The sequence below is a fragment of the Rhodococcus sp. DMU1 genome (assembly GCF_012272955.1).
Taxonomy (GTDB): Bacteria; Actinomycetota; Actinomycetes; order Mycobacteriales; family Mycobacteriaceae; genus Rhodococcus; species Rhodococcus aetherivorans.
On sequence record NZ_CP050952.1, the window covers coordinates 2449029 to 2466634 of the forward strand.

Sequence of the window (17606 nt, forward strand, 5' to 3'; positions counted from 1 at the left end):
AGCGGCTCAGAAGCCCTGGCCGGGCACCCAGTTGGTGCCGGCCAGTGGCACCCGCGCCATGGCGGCCGACTCGATGGTCAGGGCCACGAGGTCCTGCGGCTCGAGGTTGCGCAGGTGCGACTTGCCGCAGGCGCGTGCGATGGTCTGGGCCTCCATGGTGAGCACGCGCAGGTAGTTCGCGAGGCGGCGGCCGCCCTCGACCGGATCGAACCGGGCCTGCAGGTCCGGATCCTGCGTGGTGATGCCGGCGGGGTCCTTGCCGTCCTGGAAGTCGTCGTAGAACCCGGCGGCCGAGCCGAGCTTCTCGTACTCCGCCTGGTACCGGGGGTTGTTGTCGCCCAACGCGATCAGCGCCGCGGTGCCGATGGCGACGGCGTCCGCGCCGAGGGCCATGGCCTTGGCGACGTCGGCGCCGGACCGGATGCCGCCGGAGACGACGAGCTGCACGCCACCAGGGGTGCGGTGCATTCCCATCTCCTGCAGCGCCTGCACGGCCTGGGGGATCGCGGCGAGGGTGGGAATGCCGACGTGCTCGATGAACACGTCCTGCGTGGCGGCCGTGCCACCCTGCATGCCGTCGACCACGACGACGTCGGCCCCGGCCTTCACGGCGAGCTTGACGTCGTAGTAGGTGCGGGTCGCGCCGACCTTGACGTAGATCGGCTTCTCCCACCCGGTGATCTCGCGCAGTTCGATGATCTTGACGGCGAGGTCGTCCGGGCCGGTCCAGTCGGGGTGCCGGCACGCGCTGCGCTGGTCGATACCGACGGGCAGGGTGCGCATTCCGGCGACGCGCTCGGTGATCTTCTGCCCGAGCAGCATGCCGCCGCCGCCGGGCTTGGCGCCCTGGCCGAGGACGACCTCGATCGCGTCGGCCTTGCGCAGGTCGTCGGGGTTCATCCCGTAGCGCGACGGCAGGTACTGGTAGACGAGGTGCTTGGACTGACCGCGTTCCTCCGGCGTCATGCCGCCGTCGCCGGTGGTGGTGGACGTGCCGACCTCGCTGGCGCCGCGCCCGAGAGCCTCCTTCGCCCGCCCGGACAGCGCCCCGAAGCTCATGCCGGCGATGGTGACCGGGATGTCGAGGTGCAGCGGGTACTTCGCGTGCCGGTCGCCGAGGACCACGTCGGTCTCGCACTTCTCGCGGTAACCCTCGAGCGGGTACCGCGACATCGACGCGCCGAGGAACAGCAGGTCGTCGAAGTGCGGAAGCTTGCGCTTGGCGCCCCATCCGCGGATGTCGTAGATGCCGGTCTCGGCGGCACGCTGGATCTCGTGGATGACGTTGCGGTCGAAGGTGGCCGACTCACGAAGTCCGGGCTGGAAGGTCATGGGAGTCTCCTGGGATGCGGTGCGGGCGGTGCGATCAGTACGCCGAGGCGTTGTCGACGTGGAAGTGGTAGAGCCCGCGGGCGGAGCCGTAGCGGGTGAACTCGGCGGGGTCGGCGTCGAAGCCGGCCGCCCGGAGGAGTTCGCGCAGTTCCTCGAGGTGCTCGGGCCGCATCTCCTTCTTGACGCAGTCCGCACCGAGGGAGGCGACGGTGCCGCGGATGTAGATGCGCGCCTCGTACAACGAATCTCCGAGGGCCTCGCCGGCGTCGCCGAGGACGACGAGCCGTCCGGCCTGTCCCATGAAGGCGCTCATGTGGCCGATGCTGCCGCCGACGACGATGTCGACGCCCTTCATGGAGATGCCGCAGCGGGCGGCGGCATTGCCCTCGATCACCAGCAGCCCGCCGTGGGCCGTGGCGCCGGCGGACTGGGAGGCGTCCCCGGTGACGCGCACGGTGCCCGACATCATGTTCTCGGCGACCCCGACCCCGGCGTTGCCCGCGACGGTGACGGTCGCATGCTTGTTCATCCCGGCGGCGTAGTAGCCGACGTGGCCTTCGATGCGCACGTCGATCGGCCGGTCGAGCCCGCACGCGAGGGCGTGCTTGCCCTGGGGATTGGTCACGGTCACCGCGGCCGGGGCCTCGGTGGCCTGCAGTGCGGCGTTCAGTTCGCGCGTGGTGGTGACGTCCAGGTCGTACGTCGCCGTGGTGGGGAGCGTGTCGGTGGGCAGTGTGTCGGTGCGCAGCGTCTCGGTGGTCATGGGCGTCTCCGGCGTCGAAGAGATGGGGGAAGCGTCGGTGCTGGTCAGCGGTGCCATACGTAGACCCGCTCCGGCTCGGGCTCGAAGATGTGAGCGTCCGCGATGCCGGGCAGGCCGGCGAGGGCCCGGAACTCGGAGGCCATCGCGACGTACGCGTCGGTCTCGGCGACGATCGCCGGCTTGCAGGCGATCGGGTCGCGTACGACGGCGAACGAGTCGGACGTCGACACGAGGAGGGTGTAGAACCCGTCGAAGCGCTCCCCGAGCAGGCGCAGGGCCTTCTCCAGGTCGGCGCCCTCGGCGAGGTGCTTGGCGACGAACCGTGCCCCGACCTCGGTGTCGTTCTCGCTGTCGAACGCCACGCCCTCGGCCTCGAGTTCGCGCTTGACCGACAGGTGGTTGGAGAACGAGCCGTTGTGCACCAGGCACTGGTCCGGGCCGACGGCGAACGGGTGCGAGCCGGCGGCGGTGACGGCCGATTCGGTGGCCATGCGGGTGTGGCCGACGCCCTGCCAGCCGGAGGCGGCCGGGATCCCGAAGCGCTCGGCCAGCGCCACCGGATCGCCCATGCCCTTGAGGACGGTCACGTCGTCGCCGAAGCCGATGATCGTTGCACCGGGGTCGACGGCGCGGACGGTGTCGGCGAGCAACTGGGCCGGGACCGGCGCGTGGAGCACGGTGGTGGGGGCCAGGTCGATCGCGGTCACGGTCACGCCGAGTGCGGCACCGGCGGTGGCGGCGACGTCCGGGGCGGCGCCGAGCAGGGACACCGACGCGTGGCCGGCGGGGGAGAAGGTGGGGTCGCCGTAGAGGGCGACTCCGGCCGAATCCGGTCCCCGGTCGACCATCTGGCCGAGCATGCCGGTCAGCAGGCCACCCAGCCGGGGGGCGAGGGAGGCGTCACGCAGGTGAAGCCCGACGATTCCGCACATGGGTCGTCTCTCCTTTACAGGTCGTCGTTCGCGGTGGCCCGTTCGGACCGAACGGGTCAGAAGGCGGTCAGGTAGCTGTCGATCTCCCACGAGGTCACGGTGTTGTGCCAGTGGAAGAACTCCTCCCGCTTGAGGGAGGCGAAGTACTCGGCGACGCCCGGGCCGGCGGCGTCGAGGGCGCCGGTGACGACGGGGTCGGCGGTGAGCGCGTCCATCGCGTGCAGCAGGGTCATCGGCAGCGTCTCCGAGTTCGGGGTGCCGCCGGGTGCGCCGGGATCGAGCTTGCGGTCGATGCCGTCGAGGCCCGCCGCGACGGTCGCGGCGGCAGCGAGGTACGGGTTGGCGGAGCCGTCCCCGCCGCGCAGCTCGACGCGGTTGCCGTCCGGAACGCGGAGGTAGTGGGTGCGGTCGTTGCCGCCGTAGGTGGCGTGCCGCGGCGACCACGTCGCGCCGGAGCTGGTCGCGGTGGCGCCGGTCCGCTTGTAGGAGTTGACGGTCGGGGCGATCACGCCCTGCAGGGCGCAGGCATGGTCGAGGATGCCGGCGATGAACGCGTAGGCGGTCTCGGACAGGCCGAGACCGCGCGGGTCCTCGGCGTCGGGGAAGGCGGAGCCGTCCTCCCGCCACAGCGACAGGTGCATGTGCATGCCCGAGCCGGTGCGGTCGGCGAACGGCTTGGGCATGAAGGTCGCGGTCATGCCGCGCTGCTCGGCGAGCACCGAGATCAGGTAGCGCAGGGTGACGACGCGGTCGGCGGTGGTCATCGCGTCGGCGTACTGGAAGTTCTGCTCGAACTGCCCGTTGCCGTCCTCGTGGTCGTTGGCGTAGTTGCCCCAGCCGAGGGAGTTCATCGCCGCGGAGATCGAGGTCAGGTGCTCGTACATGCGGGTGACGTCACGGGCGTCGTAGCAGGGCTGCCGGGAGGTGTCGAGCACGTCGGCGGTGCGCAGCGTCCCGTCCTCGTCGCGCTGGACGAGGAAGTACTCGATCTCGGCGCCGACCTTGACGGACAGGCCCCGTTCGGCCGCCTTGCCGAGAACCTCCTTCAGGATCACCCGCGGGGCGTAGGGCCAGGGCTTGCCCTCGACGTGGGGATCGCAGTGCACCAGCGCAAGGCCCGGGCGCACGAACGGGATCGGCGTGAAGGAGGTGGGATCCGGGATGGCGACGAGGTCGGGATCCCTGGGGACCTGACCCATGGCTCCGGCGGCGTAGCCCGCGAAGCCGACCCCGTCGGACTGCAGCTCGTCGACCGCCTCGACCGGGACGAGCTTGGCGCAGGGCTTGCCGGCGAGGTTGGTGAACACCGCGAGGATGAAGCGGGTGTCGGTGGCGCGGGCGAGTGCGGCGAGATCGGCGGAGCCGGCGGCATCGGCGGGGGCGTCCGTGGAGGGCAGACGCATCACGGGGAGGTCGGTGGCTTCGAGCGTCATGGGGACTCCTGGGGTTCGGCTGCGAAGTTTCATAAGGTGAATCGCTGTCGAATGCAATGAAACATAGCATGCATGACGGGCGTGTTACGCCGCCGTGAGTTTGTGGTGACGGTCCGGCTCGGCCCGCGCCGCTCGGGGGAGAAACGAATGTTCCTGACGCTGAGAGGATTCGGTTACACGCGTTAACGCGTCGGCAACCGTCGGTGCGTTTCATATCATTACTGTCTGTTTCACGTCAGCGATCGACGTTCCGTCCTCCCCGCCCACGGCCGGTGCAGCCGGCCTCGTTCCTAGGAGCACTCATGGCAGAAACCACCACGGTTCCCGCATTCCGCGTCACCGCCGACTTCTGGAAGACCCTGCCCCAGATGTCCACCGAGGAATTCCCGGGCACCGAGGGCTTCATCGACGACGTCTATCCCAACCCCGAGGGGTCGGAGATGGCCGCGGGCTACTTCAAGCTCGCGCACACCGACGCCCCGCTGGACTACCTGTACGAGTACGACGAGATGAAGGTCGTCCTCGAAGGGGAGTTCCGCCTGGAGAACCTGGATACCGGCCAGGTCGAGATCGCCCGCGCCAAGGACGCGATCTTCTTCCCCAAGGGCTCGCGGATCCGCTTCACCACCCCCCACGGCGCCCTGGCGTTCTACGTCGGCCAGCGCACGTTCGCACCGTAAGGATCCGGCCATGAGCATCTGTATGGAGACCACCAGCGTGCCGCGCTGGGACGAGGAGCGGACCGTGGCCGACGGCGGCAGGACGGTCACCGTCCTGTCGTTCGGCGACGCCGCCACCGACCACGCCCGCCGCCTGGTGACCTCCTTCGAAGGCCGGCGAGTGAGCTGGCTACGGGCGCCCGCCACCTGGGGCGACGCGGCCGCGGAGGTGCTGCAGCGCCAGCTCTCCGCGGCCCGCGTCGGCTGGCGGCTCGTGCTGGTGGGCGACGAGGCCGCCGTCCTCGCCGCCCGGGCCGTGGCCGTCGCCGCGGGGGCGCTCGACGACGAGATCCTGCCCGAGGTGCTGACCACGGACACGCGCACGGTGTACTGCGCCCACTGCCGACACACCCACGACGCCACCGCCGCGATCGGGCAGACCAGCACGTGCCCCGCGTGTTCGGCGGAACTCGTCGTGTACCACCACGTTTCGCGCTACCACGGCGCATATCTCGGCTACCAGCTCGACGCGGAGGAAAGCTGATGACCCTCGTATCCGATGCCGGAACGGCCGTCCGGCGCAGCGACGCGACCCTCGCCCTCACCGTCGCCGAGGTGGCCACCGTCGCCACCGGAGTGCGGCACGTGCGGTTCGTCGACCCCACCGGTGCGCCGCTGCCGTCGTTCACCCCGGGCAGCCACGTCGTGCTCTCCTGCGGCGCCCACGACGACGGCCGGCCCCGCCGCAACTCCTACTCCCTGACCGGTCCGGAGCTCGAACCGCAGAGCTACTCGATCTCCGTGCGGCTCGACGAGACCGGCCGGGGCGGCTCCCGCTGGATCCACGCCCTCGAGGTCGGGGACGTCGTGGAGGTCAGCAGGCCCCGAAGTGCCTTCGCGCCGATCCTCACCGCGCGTCACCACATGCTCGTGGCCGGCGGTATCGGCGTCACACCCATCCTCTCGCACGCGCGCGCCGCCGCTCAGTGGGGCCGCTCCTTCGAGGTCCACTACACCTTCCGCGAGGGCGACGGCCCGCACCTCGGCGAGTTGCGCGAACTGTGCGGAGACCGCCTGCACACCTACCACACCCCCGAAGAGTTCTGGGCCGCACTCGGCCCGGCCCTGCTCGATCAGCCGCTCGGCACCCACCTGTACGTGTGCGGGCCCTCCGGTCTCATCGACGAACTCACCCGTCGCGCCCGCGGCGCGGGCTGGCCGGACGCCCGCATCCACTACGAGCACTTCGGTGTCGGCGACCTCGAGCCCGGAACCCCGTTCACCGCGCATCTGCGCCGCACCGGGGTCGACATCGCCGTGAAGTCCGGCGTGAGCCTGCTCGAAGCGCTCGAGGCGCGCGGGGTACCGGTGCCCAACCTGTGCCGGCAGGGGGTGTGCGGCGAGTGCCGGATCCCGGTGGCGGACGGCGCGATCGAGCACCGCGACCTGTACCTGACCGACGCGGAGAAGCACGCCGGCGACTGCATGATGCCGTGCGTCTCCCGCGCCGGCGGCGAGCGATTGGAGCTGGACCTGTGACTGCCGCAACCGAATTCGAGGTGCTCCCGGAACGCGTCGCGCGGTTTCCGTTCCCCTTCCCGCGGGACACCTACCGGTACAGCACCAACGTCGAGCCGGCCGGGACCCGCGCGGACACGGCGGCCGGCGGCTGGGGCGAGCACCCGGTCGACATGGACGGCTTCCTTCTCGACGAACTCGCCGAACGACGGCGCGTGCTCGACGCCGACCCGAGCCGCTTCCAGGCGCTCGGGCACATGGAGGTCGCGCAGTGGGACGCGATGCTCACCCTCATGAAGATGCTGGCCGAGGCATACCCTCAGACGTTCGCGCTCGACCGTGACGGCACCGTCCGGCGGTGGAGCAACCGCGCCCTCGACCTCGAGCAGGCGTTCGTCTACGGGCAGTCCGCCACCCTGCCCGAGCCGCCGCTGCTGTACATCGGCCGGCAGATCCAGGAGGACGTCGTGCTGCTCGATCAGCGCGACGGCGCCCTGTGGGGTGACGCGGGCCTGGTGACGTTCGCCGCGGACTGGTCGCTGCGCTTCGACGTCGGGATGAGCTTCCTGCAGATCCACGGTCCCGTGCCCCGCATCCACACCGAAGGGGTGATCACCCGCGCCCAGTCCTTCCTCATGGGACTGCACGCCGGGCAACGGTATCGGCGCACCAACTGGACCCTCACCGTGGACCGCCGGCTCGACACGGCCACCGAGACGTATCCCGAATGGGGACGCGATCGGCGCCTGCTCGCCGAGGGCCCACTCGACGACGTCGGCCGTCGCCTGCACCTGCGGGTCGAGGTGCAGCACCTGATCCGGCTCGGCGCGTCCGGCGCGATCATGTTCCTCATCCGCACCTACCTGCTGCCCTTCGAGGAGATCGCGCTGGTGCCGGAATGGGCCGACCGGCTCTACCGGGTGCTCGAGGAACTGCCCGAGGACATGGCCGACTACAAGGGCATCACGCGCACCCGCGAACCCGGTCTGAAGTGGTTGCGCGAGTTCGGAGGTGTGCGGCCGTGAAGAACTCGGGATTCGTCACCGGTGCGGTGCCCCCGATCGATCCGGGCGGGCGCATCCACCTGCTGTTCAGCCTCGGCGACTGCGCCGACGCGCGGGCCGCGGTGACGGCCTGGGCGGCGCAGGCACTCGCCCTCGGCCGCGTCGCGACCACGGTGCCGAACGCGAGCGCGGACGAGGTGTCGCGGCTCGTGCGTGAGGCCCGCGCCGGTGCCCGCGTGCTGATCGCCGGCCCGCGGCGTGAGGCGATGGCCGCGACGGCTGCGGCGCGTACCGCCGGCGTGCTGCCTTGCGAGATGACCACCTACGTCACCGCCGCCGACGGAGTGTCGCTGTTCTGCCCGCACTGCGCCACCACCCAGTCCGTCGACGCCGCTCCCGGGGCGGTCGTCGCCTGCGGTTCGTGCGGCCTGGACCTCGAGATCCGTCCTCATCTGTCGGGACATCACGGCACCTACCTCGGCGCCGTGGCCTGACCCGCCATCCGGAAAGGAACCTTCGTGACCACCTCCGTCGCCAGCGACCTGTCCTGCCTGCCGTGGCCTTTCCCCGAGGGCGACAGGACGTTCCGTTACGCCGTGAACGTCGAACCGGCGCCGCGCCGCACCGAGACCGCCGCCGGGGCCTGGGGCGAGCACATCGTCGACCTGGGCAAGAGCCACGACGAGTACGTCGAGATGATGCGGTTGCGTCGCTCGATCGTCGAGGCCGACCCCGGGCGCGTGCAGATGCTGCCGCACATGACGCCGGCGTGCTGGGACCTGATGCTCTACTACATGCGCGACATGGCGGCCTCGTTTCCCGACGTCATGCACCTCGACGTCGAGAACGGCGGATACCGCTGGCGCAACGACCTTCTCGGAATCGATCAATGGTTCGTGCCGGGGGATTCGGGCACCCTGCCGGAGCATCCGCTGGTGTTCATCGGGTGTCAGCTGCCCGACGACGTGCTGCTGGTGACCGAGCGCGACGGGCACCTGTGGTTCGACGCGGCGCTGGTCACGTCGTCCGCCGACTGGTCCGTCAAGTTCGACATCGGCATGAGCCTGCACGAGGTCCATCGGCCCGTTCCCGGCCTGACCCCGAACGGGGTGACCGACCGCGCCGAGCAGTTCATGCGGCGCCTCACCACCGAGCGGCCGTACCGGCGGGTGAACTGGACCTTCTCCGCGGTCGGTTCGCGGCGCCGGGACACCAGCCTCGAGACGATGCCCGAGTGGATGGACGACATGCCGCAGCTGATCGCCGAACGCGACTGGGGCCGCATCCAGTTGCGCATCGAACTCGAGCACCTGATCCGCCTGCCGATGACGGGGGCGCTGGTGTTCAACATCCGCACCTACATGGCACCGCTCGAGGAGATCGCGCAGGTCCCGGCGTGGGCCGAGCAACTCGCCGACATCGTCGAGGAACTGCCCGCCGAGATCGCCGCGTACAAGGGCATCGACTCCTACCGCATGCCGGCGATGGCCTGGCTGCGCGAGCGGACGCGCGCCCGGGCCGCGTAGTGGCGCACCGGATTCACCGGCGGCCGGTACGGTGACGGAGGGAGGGTCTCCGGCGAGGGGAGAAGCGAGCGTGCGAGCGTGGAGCGGACCGGTCGACGGCGGCATCGCCGTCCTGGGTGCGGGCCTGAGCGGACTGTCGCTGGCGGCCCATCTCGCCGCCGTCCCGGCGCGACCCGGCCCGGTGGTGCTCGTCGACGATGGCGCCCGCGACATCCGTGACGCCGGCTGGGCGTTCTGGTCCCGCCGGTCCGGGCTGCTCGACGCGGCCGTCTCCGCGCGGTTCGCCCGGATCCGGGTCCATGCGGGCGGACGGGCCCGCACGCTCGGCCTCGGCCGGTACCGGTACGGCGTCGTCCGCGGAGCCGACCTGGCGTCGGTGGTCGGCGAGGTTACGGACCGAGTCGACGACATCGGGCTCCGCACCGGCCGGGTGACGCAGGTGCACGACGGGGCCCGCCCGCGTGTCGCCCTGTCCGACGGCACGGAGCTGCACCCCGAGTGGGTCTTCGACGGCCGGGGCCCCGACGCCGACGACCGGGGGACGAGCCCCGATGCGTGGCTGGACTTCCGCGGGTGGCGGATCCGCACCGAAGCTCCCCTGTTCGATCCCGACGTCCCCACCCTGTTCGACTTCCGCACCGATCAGCGCCGGGCGGCGTCCTTCGTGTACGTGCTGCCCACCGATACCCGGCACGCCCTCGTCGAGCACACGAGTTTCGCGCACCCCGACGGCGGGCCCGTCGGCACCGCCGCTCACGACGAGGCGCTCCGGGAGTACCTGGCGGCCGTGCTCGGCGCGGACGAGGACACCTACATCGTGGAGGCGGACGAGTCCGCACTGCTTCCGTTGGCGTCGCGGCCGCCCGCGCGGCGCAGCGGCAACATCGTGCGCATCGGCGCCGCGGGCGGAATGCTCAAGGGCAGCAGCGGATATGCGTACCAGCGGATCCAGTGCGACAGTGCGGCGATCGCGCAGTCGCTCGCCCGGCACGGGCATCCCTTCGACGTGCGGCCTGCTCCGTCCCGGTTCGCCCGGTACGACCAGGGGCTGCTGCGGGCCGTCGTCGAGCGGCCCGCGGTGCTCGAGCGCGCCTTCGCGGGGCTGTTCGACCGGTCCTCCGCGGAGCCGATCCTGCGGTTCCTCGACGAGGAGTCGACGTGGCGCGACGAGGCGGCGCTGTTCGCGTCGCTGCCCGCAGCCCCGCTGCTCAGGGCGATGGCCGGCCGCTGACCGTCCCCGGGTGGTACCGCGCGACCGGCCGCGGGCGACCCGGTCGGGCCCGGCTCGTTCGATCGGCGAGGTACCGCGCTTCGCCCTAGGGTTGGGCGCGTGTCGGACTCGGTGGGCGCAGCGCTGCTGGCGATCGCCGCGGCCTTGTGCATCGCGGTGGGTACGGTCGTGCGTCAACGCACGGCGGCCGGTGTGCCGGACGACGCCGTGGGCACGCTGGGCCCGATCACCGCTCTCGTCCGCAACCCCGTGTGGTGGCTGGGCACCGTCGCCGGCGTCGGGGGATACGCCTTCCAGGCCGCGGCGCTCGGCCGGGGCTCTCTGCTGCTCGTGCAGCCGCTGCTGGTGCTGTCACTCCTGTTCGCGCTGCCACTGGGTGCCCGCCTCGCCGATCGCAGCGTCGGCCGGAGTGAGTGGCTGTGGGCGGCGGCGCTCACGGGGTCGGTCGCCGTGCTCGTGGTGCTGGGGAATCCCCGGCCGGGACTCGCCCGGGCCGAGCCGCTGCACTGGGTGCTCACCGGTCTCGTCGGTGCCCCGCTGGTGGCGGCCGGTCTGATCGCCGCCCGGCGGGTGCGCGGCGCGCGCAAGGCGCTGCTGCTCGGCGCCGTGGGCGGCGCCCTGTTCGGGGTCTCGGCCGTACTGACCAAGGGAGTGGTCGACATCGCGTCCCGCGGTGTGCTGCCGCTCGCCACCGCTCCCGAACTGTGGGCGCTCCTGCTCCTCGCCGCGGGGGCGGTGACGGTTCAGCAGGCGGCGTTCCAGGCCGGTGATCTGCGGGCGTCGTTGCCCGCCACCACCGTCCTGGAACCGGTCGTGGCGTCGCTGCTCGGTTTCGTGGTCCTGGGGGAATACCTCGACGCGGACCGCGCCATGAGTGTGGTTCTGGTCACCGCGGCGGCGGTGATGGTGGCCGCGACGGTCGCCCTCGCGCGGGGCGACGCGGCCGCGTCGTCCCCCGACCAGGCGGTATGTCCTCCGGGGGAATAGCCCGGCCGGCGGCGCCGCCCCCGGTCTCGCGAACCTTCGACAAATCTCGCTCTTTGTTGGCATGAATTTCGGTGGCGCGGGGTACTCCCCGGTCCATGAGATCGACGAACCGAGAATCGGCCCTTCGGGGCGGTCCCGGCGCGTGGATCGAAGTGAGCGAAAGGTCGCAGACTTTCGTCCGGTCCGCTCGCACTGCGTGCGAGCCTGCTGTCAAGGAGAGCCCCGTGCCATTGTCACCTCACCCGCTCCGGCCGACCGTCGATGTCTGGAACTGGCAGATGCAGGGCTTGTGCCGCGGCGTCGACTCGTCGGTGTTCTTCTCGCCCGACGGCGAACGGGGCCGAGCGCGGTACCAGCGAGAGTCGAAGGCCAAGGAGATGTGCCATCGGTGCCCGGTCATCGAGCAGTGCCGCGAGCACGCGCTCACCATGGGCGAACCCTACGGAGTGTGGGGCGGGATGTCGGTCTCCGAGCGGGAGAAGTACGTGCAGTCCCGGAGACGGAAGATCGCGAGCTGAGCCGGATTTCGCCCGGCACCGACCCCCGGTCGGTGCCGGGTTCACGTCTCCGGATCCCCTGACGGCTCCGGGATGTCGCCGCCGCCGGGGTCGGCCCGGCCGTGGAGTCCGACCAGGCTGAGCACGTGGTGGGCGGTGCTGCCGGGTGGCGCCACCAACGTGACGGTGGAGTGCTGCTTGGCCGCGCGGTCGCGGGCCGTCGAGAGCAACGAGACCCCGGCGGAGCCGAGGTTGGTGACCTCGCTCAGATCCACTGTCACCGACAGCGTTCCGCTGTGGGATACGGCGTCGAGGCACCCCTTGAGGATGGGCGCGGTGTCGATGTCGATGTCCCCCCGCACCGCGAGACGACCGGGTTCGGTTTCGGCAACGGCGAATTCGGGCGAGACCTCGGGACGGCCGACGATCGCGCCTTCCGTGAACTCGGTGACGACGCGGGCGCTGCGGGTGAGCCGGAACGTGACCGTCGCGGTCGTGCCCGTGTCGTCGCTGTCGACGACGAGGTCGTCGGCGAAGATCCGGACCATCGTGAGCCCGCGGCCGCGGCTGGTCGGTAACCGATGTGGCTCCGGGGTTTTCGCGGGGGTCTTCCAGCGGCCCCGGTCCCGCACGCGGACCCGGAGGCAGCCGTCGCCGTCGAGCGTTCCGTCGATGTCGACCGGGGCATGCCCGGCGTCGCCGCCGGAATAGGCGTGCTCGACGACGTTGGACACGAGTTCGGAGACCGCGTGCTCGACGGCCACAGTTCCGGCATGGTCGGCACCGATGCGCACGAGCCATCGCCGCAACGACGTCCGTGCCGACCTCGGTGCCTCCCGGTCGGCGTGGAGCCGAAGCTGCAGGGGATCCGGCATGGCCGTGCGCTGAGCGGCCACGATGGTCACGTCGTCGCTGTATCCGGTTTCCCGGAGCAGGAATTCGAGGATCTCCGCGCACACCCGATCCACCGTCCGGGCGCGCGTGTCCGGGATCGGGAACGATCGGCCGGCCACGCTCAGGGCCGCCCGCTCCGCGAGTTCGGCGGTGCTCGCCGGCGGGGGCCGGCCGGGGCGCTCGATCAGTCCGTCGGTGTAGAGCAGCACGACGTCGCCGGCGGCGAGGGCGTCGGTGGCGACGGGGAACGTCGAGCCGGTACCGATCGGCGTTCCGCCCGAGGGTGGGAGGTATCGGACCGCCCCGGCCGGGCTCGCCACCAGCGGCGGGGGATGCCCGCTCGTGCAGTAGCGGACCCGGCCGGTGGCGGTGTCGAGGACGACGACACAGACCGTCGCGGTGCGGGCGCCGGGGACGTGCGCCGAGAAGGCGTCGAGGGTGGACAGGGCGGCGGCAACGTCCGCGCCCGCGAGGATCTGCTGGCGCAGCACCGCGCGGAGCTGCCCCATCACGGCGGCGGCCTCGACGCCGTGCCCGACGACGTCCCCGGTGATGAGCACGAGTTCGCGGTTCGCAAGGGCCAACGCGTCGAACCAGTCGCCGCCGGCGGCCGTGTCCTCGGCGGCGACCAGGTAGGCGGCCGCCACCTCGGCCCCCGGCACGACCGGGACGGACGGCGCCAGCAACGCCTGCTGCATCACCGTCACCGCGTCGCGGGCCTGCTCGTACTTCTCCGACATCAGCTGGGCCCGTGCCTCGGCGCCGCGCCGGGCCAGGACACTGTCGGTCACGTCGGAGGCGAAGAAGAGCAGCCCGGCGACGCCGCGGTCGGGGTCGCGACGGGGGGCGATGGTGAAGTCGAAGTAGCGCTCCCGGACCACGCCGCTACCGTCGGTATCGATCTGCAGGCGCCACTCCTTGGCGGTCTCGGCGACGCCGGTCGCCGCCACCCGGTCGAGCAGCTCGAAGAACTGCTGGCCCTCGAGTTCCGGTACGACCTCGCGCACCGGCCGGCCGAGGAGGTCGTCGCGCCCCAGCAGCGCCCGGTAGGCGGCGTTGGTCGCGACGTACACGTGATCGGGTCCCTGCCACGCGCCGAGGGCGAACGGCAGTGCTTCGAACACGCGGAGAACCGTGTCCGGCTCTCCCGTGGCCGAGAACAGGTCCTCGCCTTCCGGCATGCCGTGTACCTTCTCCGGTTTCCGCGGTGAAGCGTCACCTTCAGTTCTATACCCCTCCGGGGCTTCGGTACAGCGGCGTGCCGGCCGGCCCGGTTCGTCAGCGCATCTCTCCGGCCCCGACGTACGGATTGAGGCTGGCGAGCGGTTTGCCCTCGGCGAAACGGGAGTAGCGGAAGTCGGCGCCGTCGACGGCGGCGTCGCTGCTGATGCCGTCGAGCAGGAGGTCGGCGGCGAGGCGGCCCACGGCCGGGGAGATCTTGTAGCCGTGGCCGCTGAAGCCCACGAGCAGGAACAGCCCCGGGGCGGGGGACGGCCCGATGACCGGGTTGTAGTCGGGGGTGGTGTCGTAGCACCCCGCGTACGACGAGGCGAGCCGCGGATCGGGCATGGCCGGCAGCAGCCGGTCCAGCTTCGCGATGGCGGTTTCCACGAACGGGTCGTCGGCGCGATTGACGTAGTCGTCCGGGTCGGCCCACTCCGGGGTGGAGTGGTCGCTGTTGCCCACCAGCAGGTCCCCGTTGGGCTCGCGCCGGATGTACTGCAGGTTCACCAGGTCGGAGAAGGTGGGGATGTCCGGGGTGGGTTCGCCCTGGTCGACCAGCAGGAGTTGTTCCCGCTGGGCCCGGATCGGGATGTCCACCCCGGCGGTCGCGCCGAGCGCCGGCGACCACACGCCGGTCGCGAGCACGACGGTGCCCGCGTGGATCTCGGAGCCGTCCGCGAGCCGCACACCGTAGACCTCGCCGCCGTCGCGCTGCAGGAGCGAGGTGACGGTGGTGCTCTGACGCACTCGCACGCCGAGGGCACGGGCGCGGGTGCCGTAGGCCATTCCGGTCATGTAGGCGTCGCCGTGGCCGCCGAGTGGTTCGTACGCGAAGGCCGCGAAGGGATCGAGGGCGATTCCGGGCAGCAGTCGGCGGACCTCGTCGGCGTCGATCGTCTCGACGGGCACACCGAGGGAGCGGTGCATCTCGACGTTGGCGGCGAGCGGGGCGGTGTTGTCGGGCCCGACGCCGACGACGTATCCGGTCTGCCGGAAGCCGATGTCGGTGCCGAAGATCTGCTCGGCCTCGGAGAAGACCTGCACGCCGTGCCAGGCCATCGCCGCCAGCGACGGAACGCCGTAGTGGCAGCGGACGATGCCGCTCGACTTGCCGGTCATGCCGGAACACAGAGTTCCGCGTTCCAGGACGAGAACGTCGGTTTCGCCGCGCTCGGCGAGGCACCAGGCCGCAGCCAGGCCCTCGAGTCCGCCGCCGACGATGACGATGTTCGCGGTTTCGGTCATCGTGCTTCCTCACAACTCGCAACAGGGGTGGTTTCGTGCTGAGAAACAGTGTTGCACGAAATGAAACAGTTGTGCCCGCCCCCATGTGACAACGACGTAAAACCTGCTGGGCGGCAACGTTCCATCGTTGACGCCGGTAGCCTCGTCCGCATGACCCCCGCCGTCCGCCCGGTCACCAGACGGGACATACCGGTCTTCGCCCGCACCCTCGCCGATGCGTTCTTCGACGATCCGGTGATGATGTGGATGTGGCCCGACGACGAGCGCCGGCGCCGAGGTCTGCCACGCATGTTCGCCGCGGAGGCGCGCCACCACCTGCTGGCGCACGGCGGACTCGAGATCGCCGAGGGTCCGGACGGTGCCACCGGGGGTGCGACCATGTGGGCGCCACCGGGCCGATGGGAGGTCACCGGCTGGCGGTCGGTCCTGGTCACCGCGGGAATGATTCACGCGCTCGGCGGCCGCGCCCGCGTCGGCGCCGAGGTCAACGGCGCGCTCGAGGATGCGCATCCGGCCGAGCCGCACTGGTACCTCTCCGCCATCGGGACCGGAAACGCCACGCGCGGAGGGGGATTCGGGAAGGCGCTGTTGCGGTCCCGGCTGGACCGCTGTGACGCCCAAGGCGTGCCCGCCTATCTCGAATCGAGCAATGAGAAGAACATCTCCTACTACGAGCGGTTCGGCTTCCGGGTCACCGGCGAGATCGCCGTCCCGAACGGCGGCCCCACCCTGTGGAAGATGTGGCGCGAGCCCGTGACGCGGTGACTCGGCGCGCGTCCCGCCGAGCTGTTGATATGCAAGCAATCGCTTGCATATACTCGTCGCTCGTGGGAGATCTCTCGATGGTCACCGCCGGGCCCGACGGCGCGCGCAGCACCCTGGGCCGGTTCGGGACTTCCGGATGAGCACGCCGGCCGAGAGTCCGAACGCCGTGGACGGTCACGGCCGCAAGACCGGCGAGTGGGCGGAGACCGACCCGCACGGCGGGGTGATGGTGGGCAACTACGTCGACGGTGAGCGCCACGGCACGTGGCGGCACTACTTCGCCGGCGGGGCGTTGCGTTCCGAGGGCGGTTACGACCGCGGCGTCCTGCACGGCCCCTGGACCTGGTACCGCGCCACCGGCGGCCTGCTGCAGCGCGGCGGGTTCGCCCGCGGTGAGAAGCACGGCCACTGGGAGCGCTGGACCACGGCGGGAACGCTCGTCGACAGCGGAAACTGGGAGCACGGCAGGAAGACCGGCGAGTGGACCTACTACGACACCGACGGGAGCATCAGGAAGACGACCACCCACCGGTCGAGGCCGCCGCGCGGGTGACCGAACGAGGGGGAGTGCGGTGACATCGACCTTCGACCGGGATCGAGCCCTGCTGATACGGCTGTGGCGCTCGTGGGCCGAACGGGCACGGGAATTGAGCGACGAGCAGTGGACGGCCCCGACCCGGCTGCCGGGCTGGACCGTTCGGGACCTCTACGTCCACGTCACACCGGACGCCCTGATCGCCCTGCTCGCCGACCCCGCGTCCGACGGCACGGCGAAGGTCACCAGCGCCGCGGAGATGCTCCGCGTCTTCAACGCCGACCCGGTCGCCGCCGAACCCATGCACCGACGGATCGCCGAGATGGTTCGCCGCGCCGCCACCGACGTCGGCCGGGAGACGCTCGTCGAGCGATTCGCCGTCGAACTGCCGCAGGCGTTCGATCGCCTGACGGGCCTCGCCCGTGAGACCGTCGTCCGACATCCTCTGCTGGGCTCGGCGCGCTCCTCGACCTGGCCATCCTCGAAACGACCGTTCACCTGCTCGACGTCGTCGACACGGTCGGCGGACCGCCGCCCGAACCGGAGGCACTCGAACGCTCCCGCAACGTGCTCGCCGCCGTCCCGGATGCGCGGGCCTTCATCGAGGCGGCATCGGGCCGGTCGGGCGCGCGGATACTGCCGGTGATGCGATGAGGCAACCGCGCATGTGACGCGGCACGGCTCCCGCGGTCTCGCCCGCGTGCTCGGACTGCAGAGCAGCAACGTCAGCGCGACGGTGCGCAGCCTGGTCCAGAGGGGACTGGTGGCCCGCACGTCCAACCCCCCGCGACGGACGGTCCCACCACCTGCACCGGACGCCCCTGGCGGAACGCAACGACCACCCGATCCGCCGGATGTGGATCACCGGTGTGGAGCGCCTGCTGTCCGAGATGGAGCCGGACGACGCGGCCGCCCTCGTCGCCGTCGCCTCGCTGCTCGAGCGCCTGGCCGCGCGCTGTCCGCAGACCACCCGCTGGTGGGTTGACCGCTCGTTCCCGCGCGGAGCGCCGGCGGCGTATCCCGACCGGGCCGTGTCGGCTCCCCGGTGACGCCTCCGGCGA

The 17606-nt window shown here is 71.3% G+C and carries 19 protein-coding genes; 13 read left to right on the forward strand and 6 right to left on the reverse strand.

Going from position 1 to position 17606, the window contains the following annotated elements; translation table 11 throughout:
- Positions 1-6 precede the first annotated feature (6 nt).
- Genes HFP48_RS11530 through glnT form a run of 4 tightly spaced genes read right to left on the reverse strand, consistent with a single transcriptional unit; the run spans position 7 to position 4460 of the window.
- On the reverse strand, positions 7-1332 hold the full coding sequence (locus HFP48_RS11530) for an FMN-binding glutamate synthase family protein (protein ID WP_006937284.1): 1326 nt from the start codon (positions 1330-1332) through the stop codon (positions 7-9).
- Between the two features lie 34 nt (positions 1333-1366).
- Complete coding sequence (locus HFP48_RS11535) at positions 1367-2095, reverse strand: protein glxC (RefSeq protein ID WP_231771673.1); 729 nt, start codon at positions 2093-2095, stop codon at positions 1367-1369.
- Between the two features lie 44 nt (positions 2096-2139).
- A complete protein-coding gene (locus HFP48_RS11540; protein ID WP_006937281.1) occupies positions 2140-3027 on the reverse strand; it encodes a glutamine amidotransferase in 888 nt (295 codons plus the stop codon).
- Positions 3028-3083: 56 nt separating this feature from the next.
- Positions 3084-4460, reverse strand: coding sequence for a type III glutamate--ammonia ligase (gene glnT / locus HFP48_RS11545; RefSeq protein ID WP_010592825.1), 1377 nt, complete (start codon positions 4458-4460; stop codon positions 3084-3086).
- Between the two features lie 302 nt (positions 4461-4762).
- Between glnT and HFP48_RS11550 the strand changes: the two genes are divergently transcribed.
- The 9 genes from HFP48_RS11550 (at position 4763) to HFP48_RS11590 (ending at position 11903) form a co-directional block, all read left to right on the forward strand.
- Positions 4763-5140: an ethanolamine utilization protein gene (locus HFP48_RS11550; RefSeq protein WP_006937276.1), complete on the forward strand. Its 378-nt coding sequence runs from the start codon at positions 4763-4765 to the stop codon at positions 5138-5140.
- 10 nt (positions 5141-5150) lie between these two features.
- Positions 5151-5663 (forward strand): 50S ribosomal protein L32, encoded by a 513-nt coding sequence (locus HFP48_RS11555; RefSeq protein ID WP_246872549.1) that lies wholly within the window; start codon positions 5151-5153, stop codon positions 5661-5663.
- Positions 5663-6658 carry a PDR/VanB family oxidoreductase gene (locus HFP48_RS11560; protein ID WP_168579529.1) on the forward strand — a complete coding sequence of 332 codons (996 nt, stop codon included), beginning with the start codon at positions 5663-5665 and terminating at the stop codon, positions 6656-6658. Before HFP48_RS11555 ends, HFP48_RS11560 begins: the two co-directional genes overlap by 1 nt.
- A complete protein-coding gene (locus HFP48_RS11565; protein WP_006937271.1) occupies positions 6655-7662 on the forward strand; it encodes a DUF3445 domain-containing protein in 1008 nt (335 codons plus the stop codon). Before HFP48_RS11560 ends, HFP48_RS11565 begins: the two co-directional genes overlap by 4 nt.
- Entirely contained in the window at positions 7659-8135 is a 477-nt protein-coding gene (locus HFP48_RS11570) for a dimethylamine monooxygenase subunit DmmA family protein (RefSeq protein ID WP_006937269.1), read from the forward strand. The genes HFP48_RS11565 and HFP48_RS11570 overlap by 4 nt, the downstream gene beginning before the upstream one ends.
- Before the next feature lie 24 nt (positions 8136-8159).
- On the forward strand, positions 8160-9167 hold the full coding sequence (locus HFP48_RS11575; RefSeq protein ID WP_168579530.1) for a DUF3445 domain-containing protein: 1008 nt from the start codon (positions 8160-8162) through the stop codon (positions 9165-9167).
- A 70-nt stretch (positions 9168-9237) separates the two neighbouring features.
- Positions 9238-10398: a lycopene cyclase family protein gene (locus HFP48_RS11580; protein ID WP_168579531.1), complete on the forward strand. Its 1161-nt coding sequence runs from the start codon at positions 9238-9240 to the stop codon at positions 10396-10398.
- Between the two features lie 99 nt (positions 10399-10497).
- Positions 10498-11385, forward strand: coding sequence for a DMT family transporter (locus tag HFP48_RS11585; RefSeq protein WP_168579532.1), 888 nt, complete (start codon positions 10498-10500; stop codon positions 11383-11385).
- A 278-nt stretch (positions 11386-11663) separates the two neighbouring features.
- A complete protein-coding gene (locus HFP48_RS11590; RefSeq protein ID WP_044476011.1) occupies positions 11664-11903 on the forward strand; it encodes a WhiB family transcriptional regulator in 240 nt (79 codons plus the stop codon).
- A 41-nt stretch (positions 11904-11944) separates the two neighbouring features.
- Here HFP48_RS11590 and HFP48_RS11595 read toward each other — a convergent pair whose 3' ends face one another.
- Both HFP48_RS11595 and HFP48_RS11600 read right to left on the reverse strand, forming a co-directional pair.
- Positions 11945-13957 carry a SpoIIE family protein phosphatase gene (locus HFP48_RS11595; protein ID WP_168579533.1) on the reverse strand — a complete coding sequence of 671 codons (2013 nt, stop codon included), beginning with the start codon at positions 13955-13957 and terminating at the stop codon, positions 11945-11947.
- A 97-nt stretch (positions 13958-14054) separates the two neighbouring features.
- Complete coding sequence (locus tag HFP48_RS11600; protein ID WP_006937253.1) at positions 14055-15245, reverse strand: FAD-binding oxidoreductase; 1191 nt, start codon at positions 15243-15245, stop codon at positions 14055-14057.
- A gap of 150 nt (positions 15246-15395) precedes the next feature.
- Between HFP48_RS11600 and HFP48_RS11605 the strand changes: the two genes are divergently transcribed.
- From HFP48_RS11605 to HFP48_RS31275, 4 genes are all read left to right on the forward strand, one after another.
- Positions 15396-16010 carry a GNAT family N-acetyltransferase gene (locus HFP48_RS11605; RefSeq protein ID WP_168579534.1) on the forward strand — a complete coding sequence of 205 codons (615 nt, stop codon included), beginning with the start codon at positions 15396-15398 and terminating at the stop codon, positions 16008-16010.
- A gap of 136 nt (positions 16011-16146) precedes the next feature.
- The gene (locus HFP48_RS11610) at positions 16147-16563 is read left to right on the forward strand and encodes a hypothetical protein (RefSeq protein ID WP_168579535.1); all 417 of its coding nucleotides are present in this window, start codon (positions 16147-16149) and stop codon (positions 16561-16563) included.
- Between the two features lie 19 nt (positions 16564-16582).
- Positions 16583-17191, forward strand: coding sequence for a maleylpyruvate isomerase N-terminal domain-containing protein (locus tag HFP48_RS11615; RefSeq protein ID WP_246872550.1), 609 nt, complete (start codon positions 16583-16585; stop codon positions 17189-17191).
- 208 nt (positions 17192-17399) lie between these two features.
- Positions 17400-17594 carry a hypothetical protein gene (locus HFP48_RS31275; RefSeq protein ID WP_210432822.1) on the forward strand — a complete coding sequence of 65 codons (195 nt, stop codon included), beginning with the start codon at positions 17400-17402 and terminating at the stop codon, positions 17592-17594.
- The last annotated feature ends 12 nt before the right edge of the window (positions 17595-17606 follow it).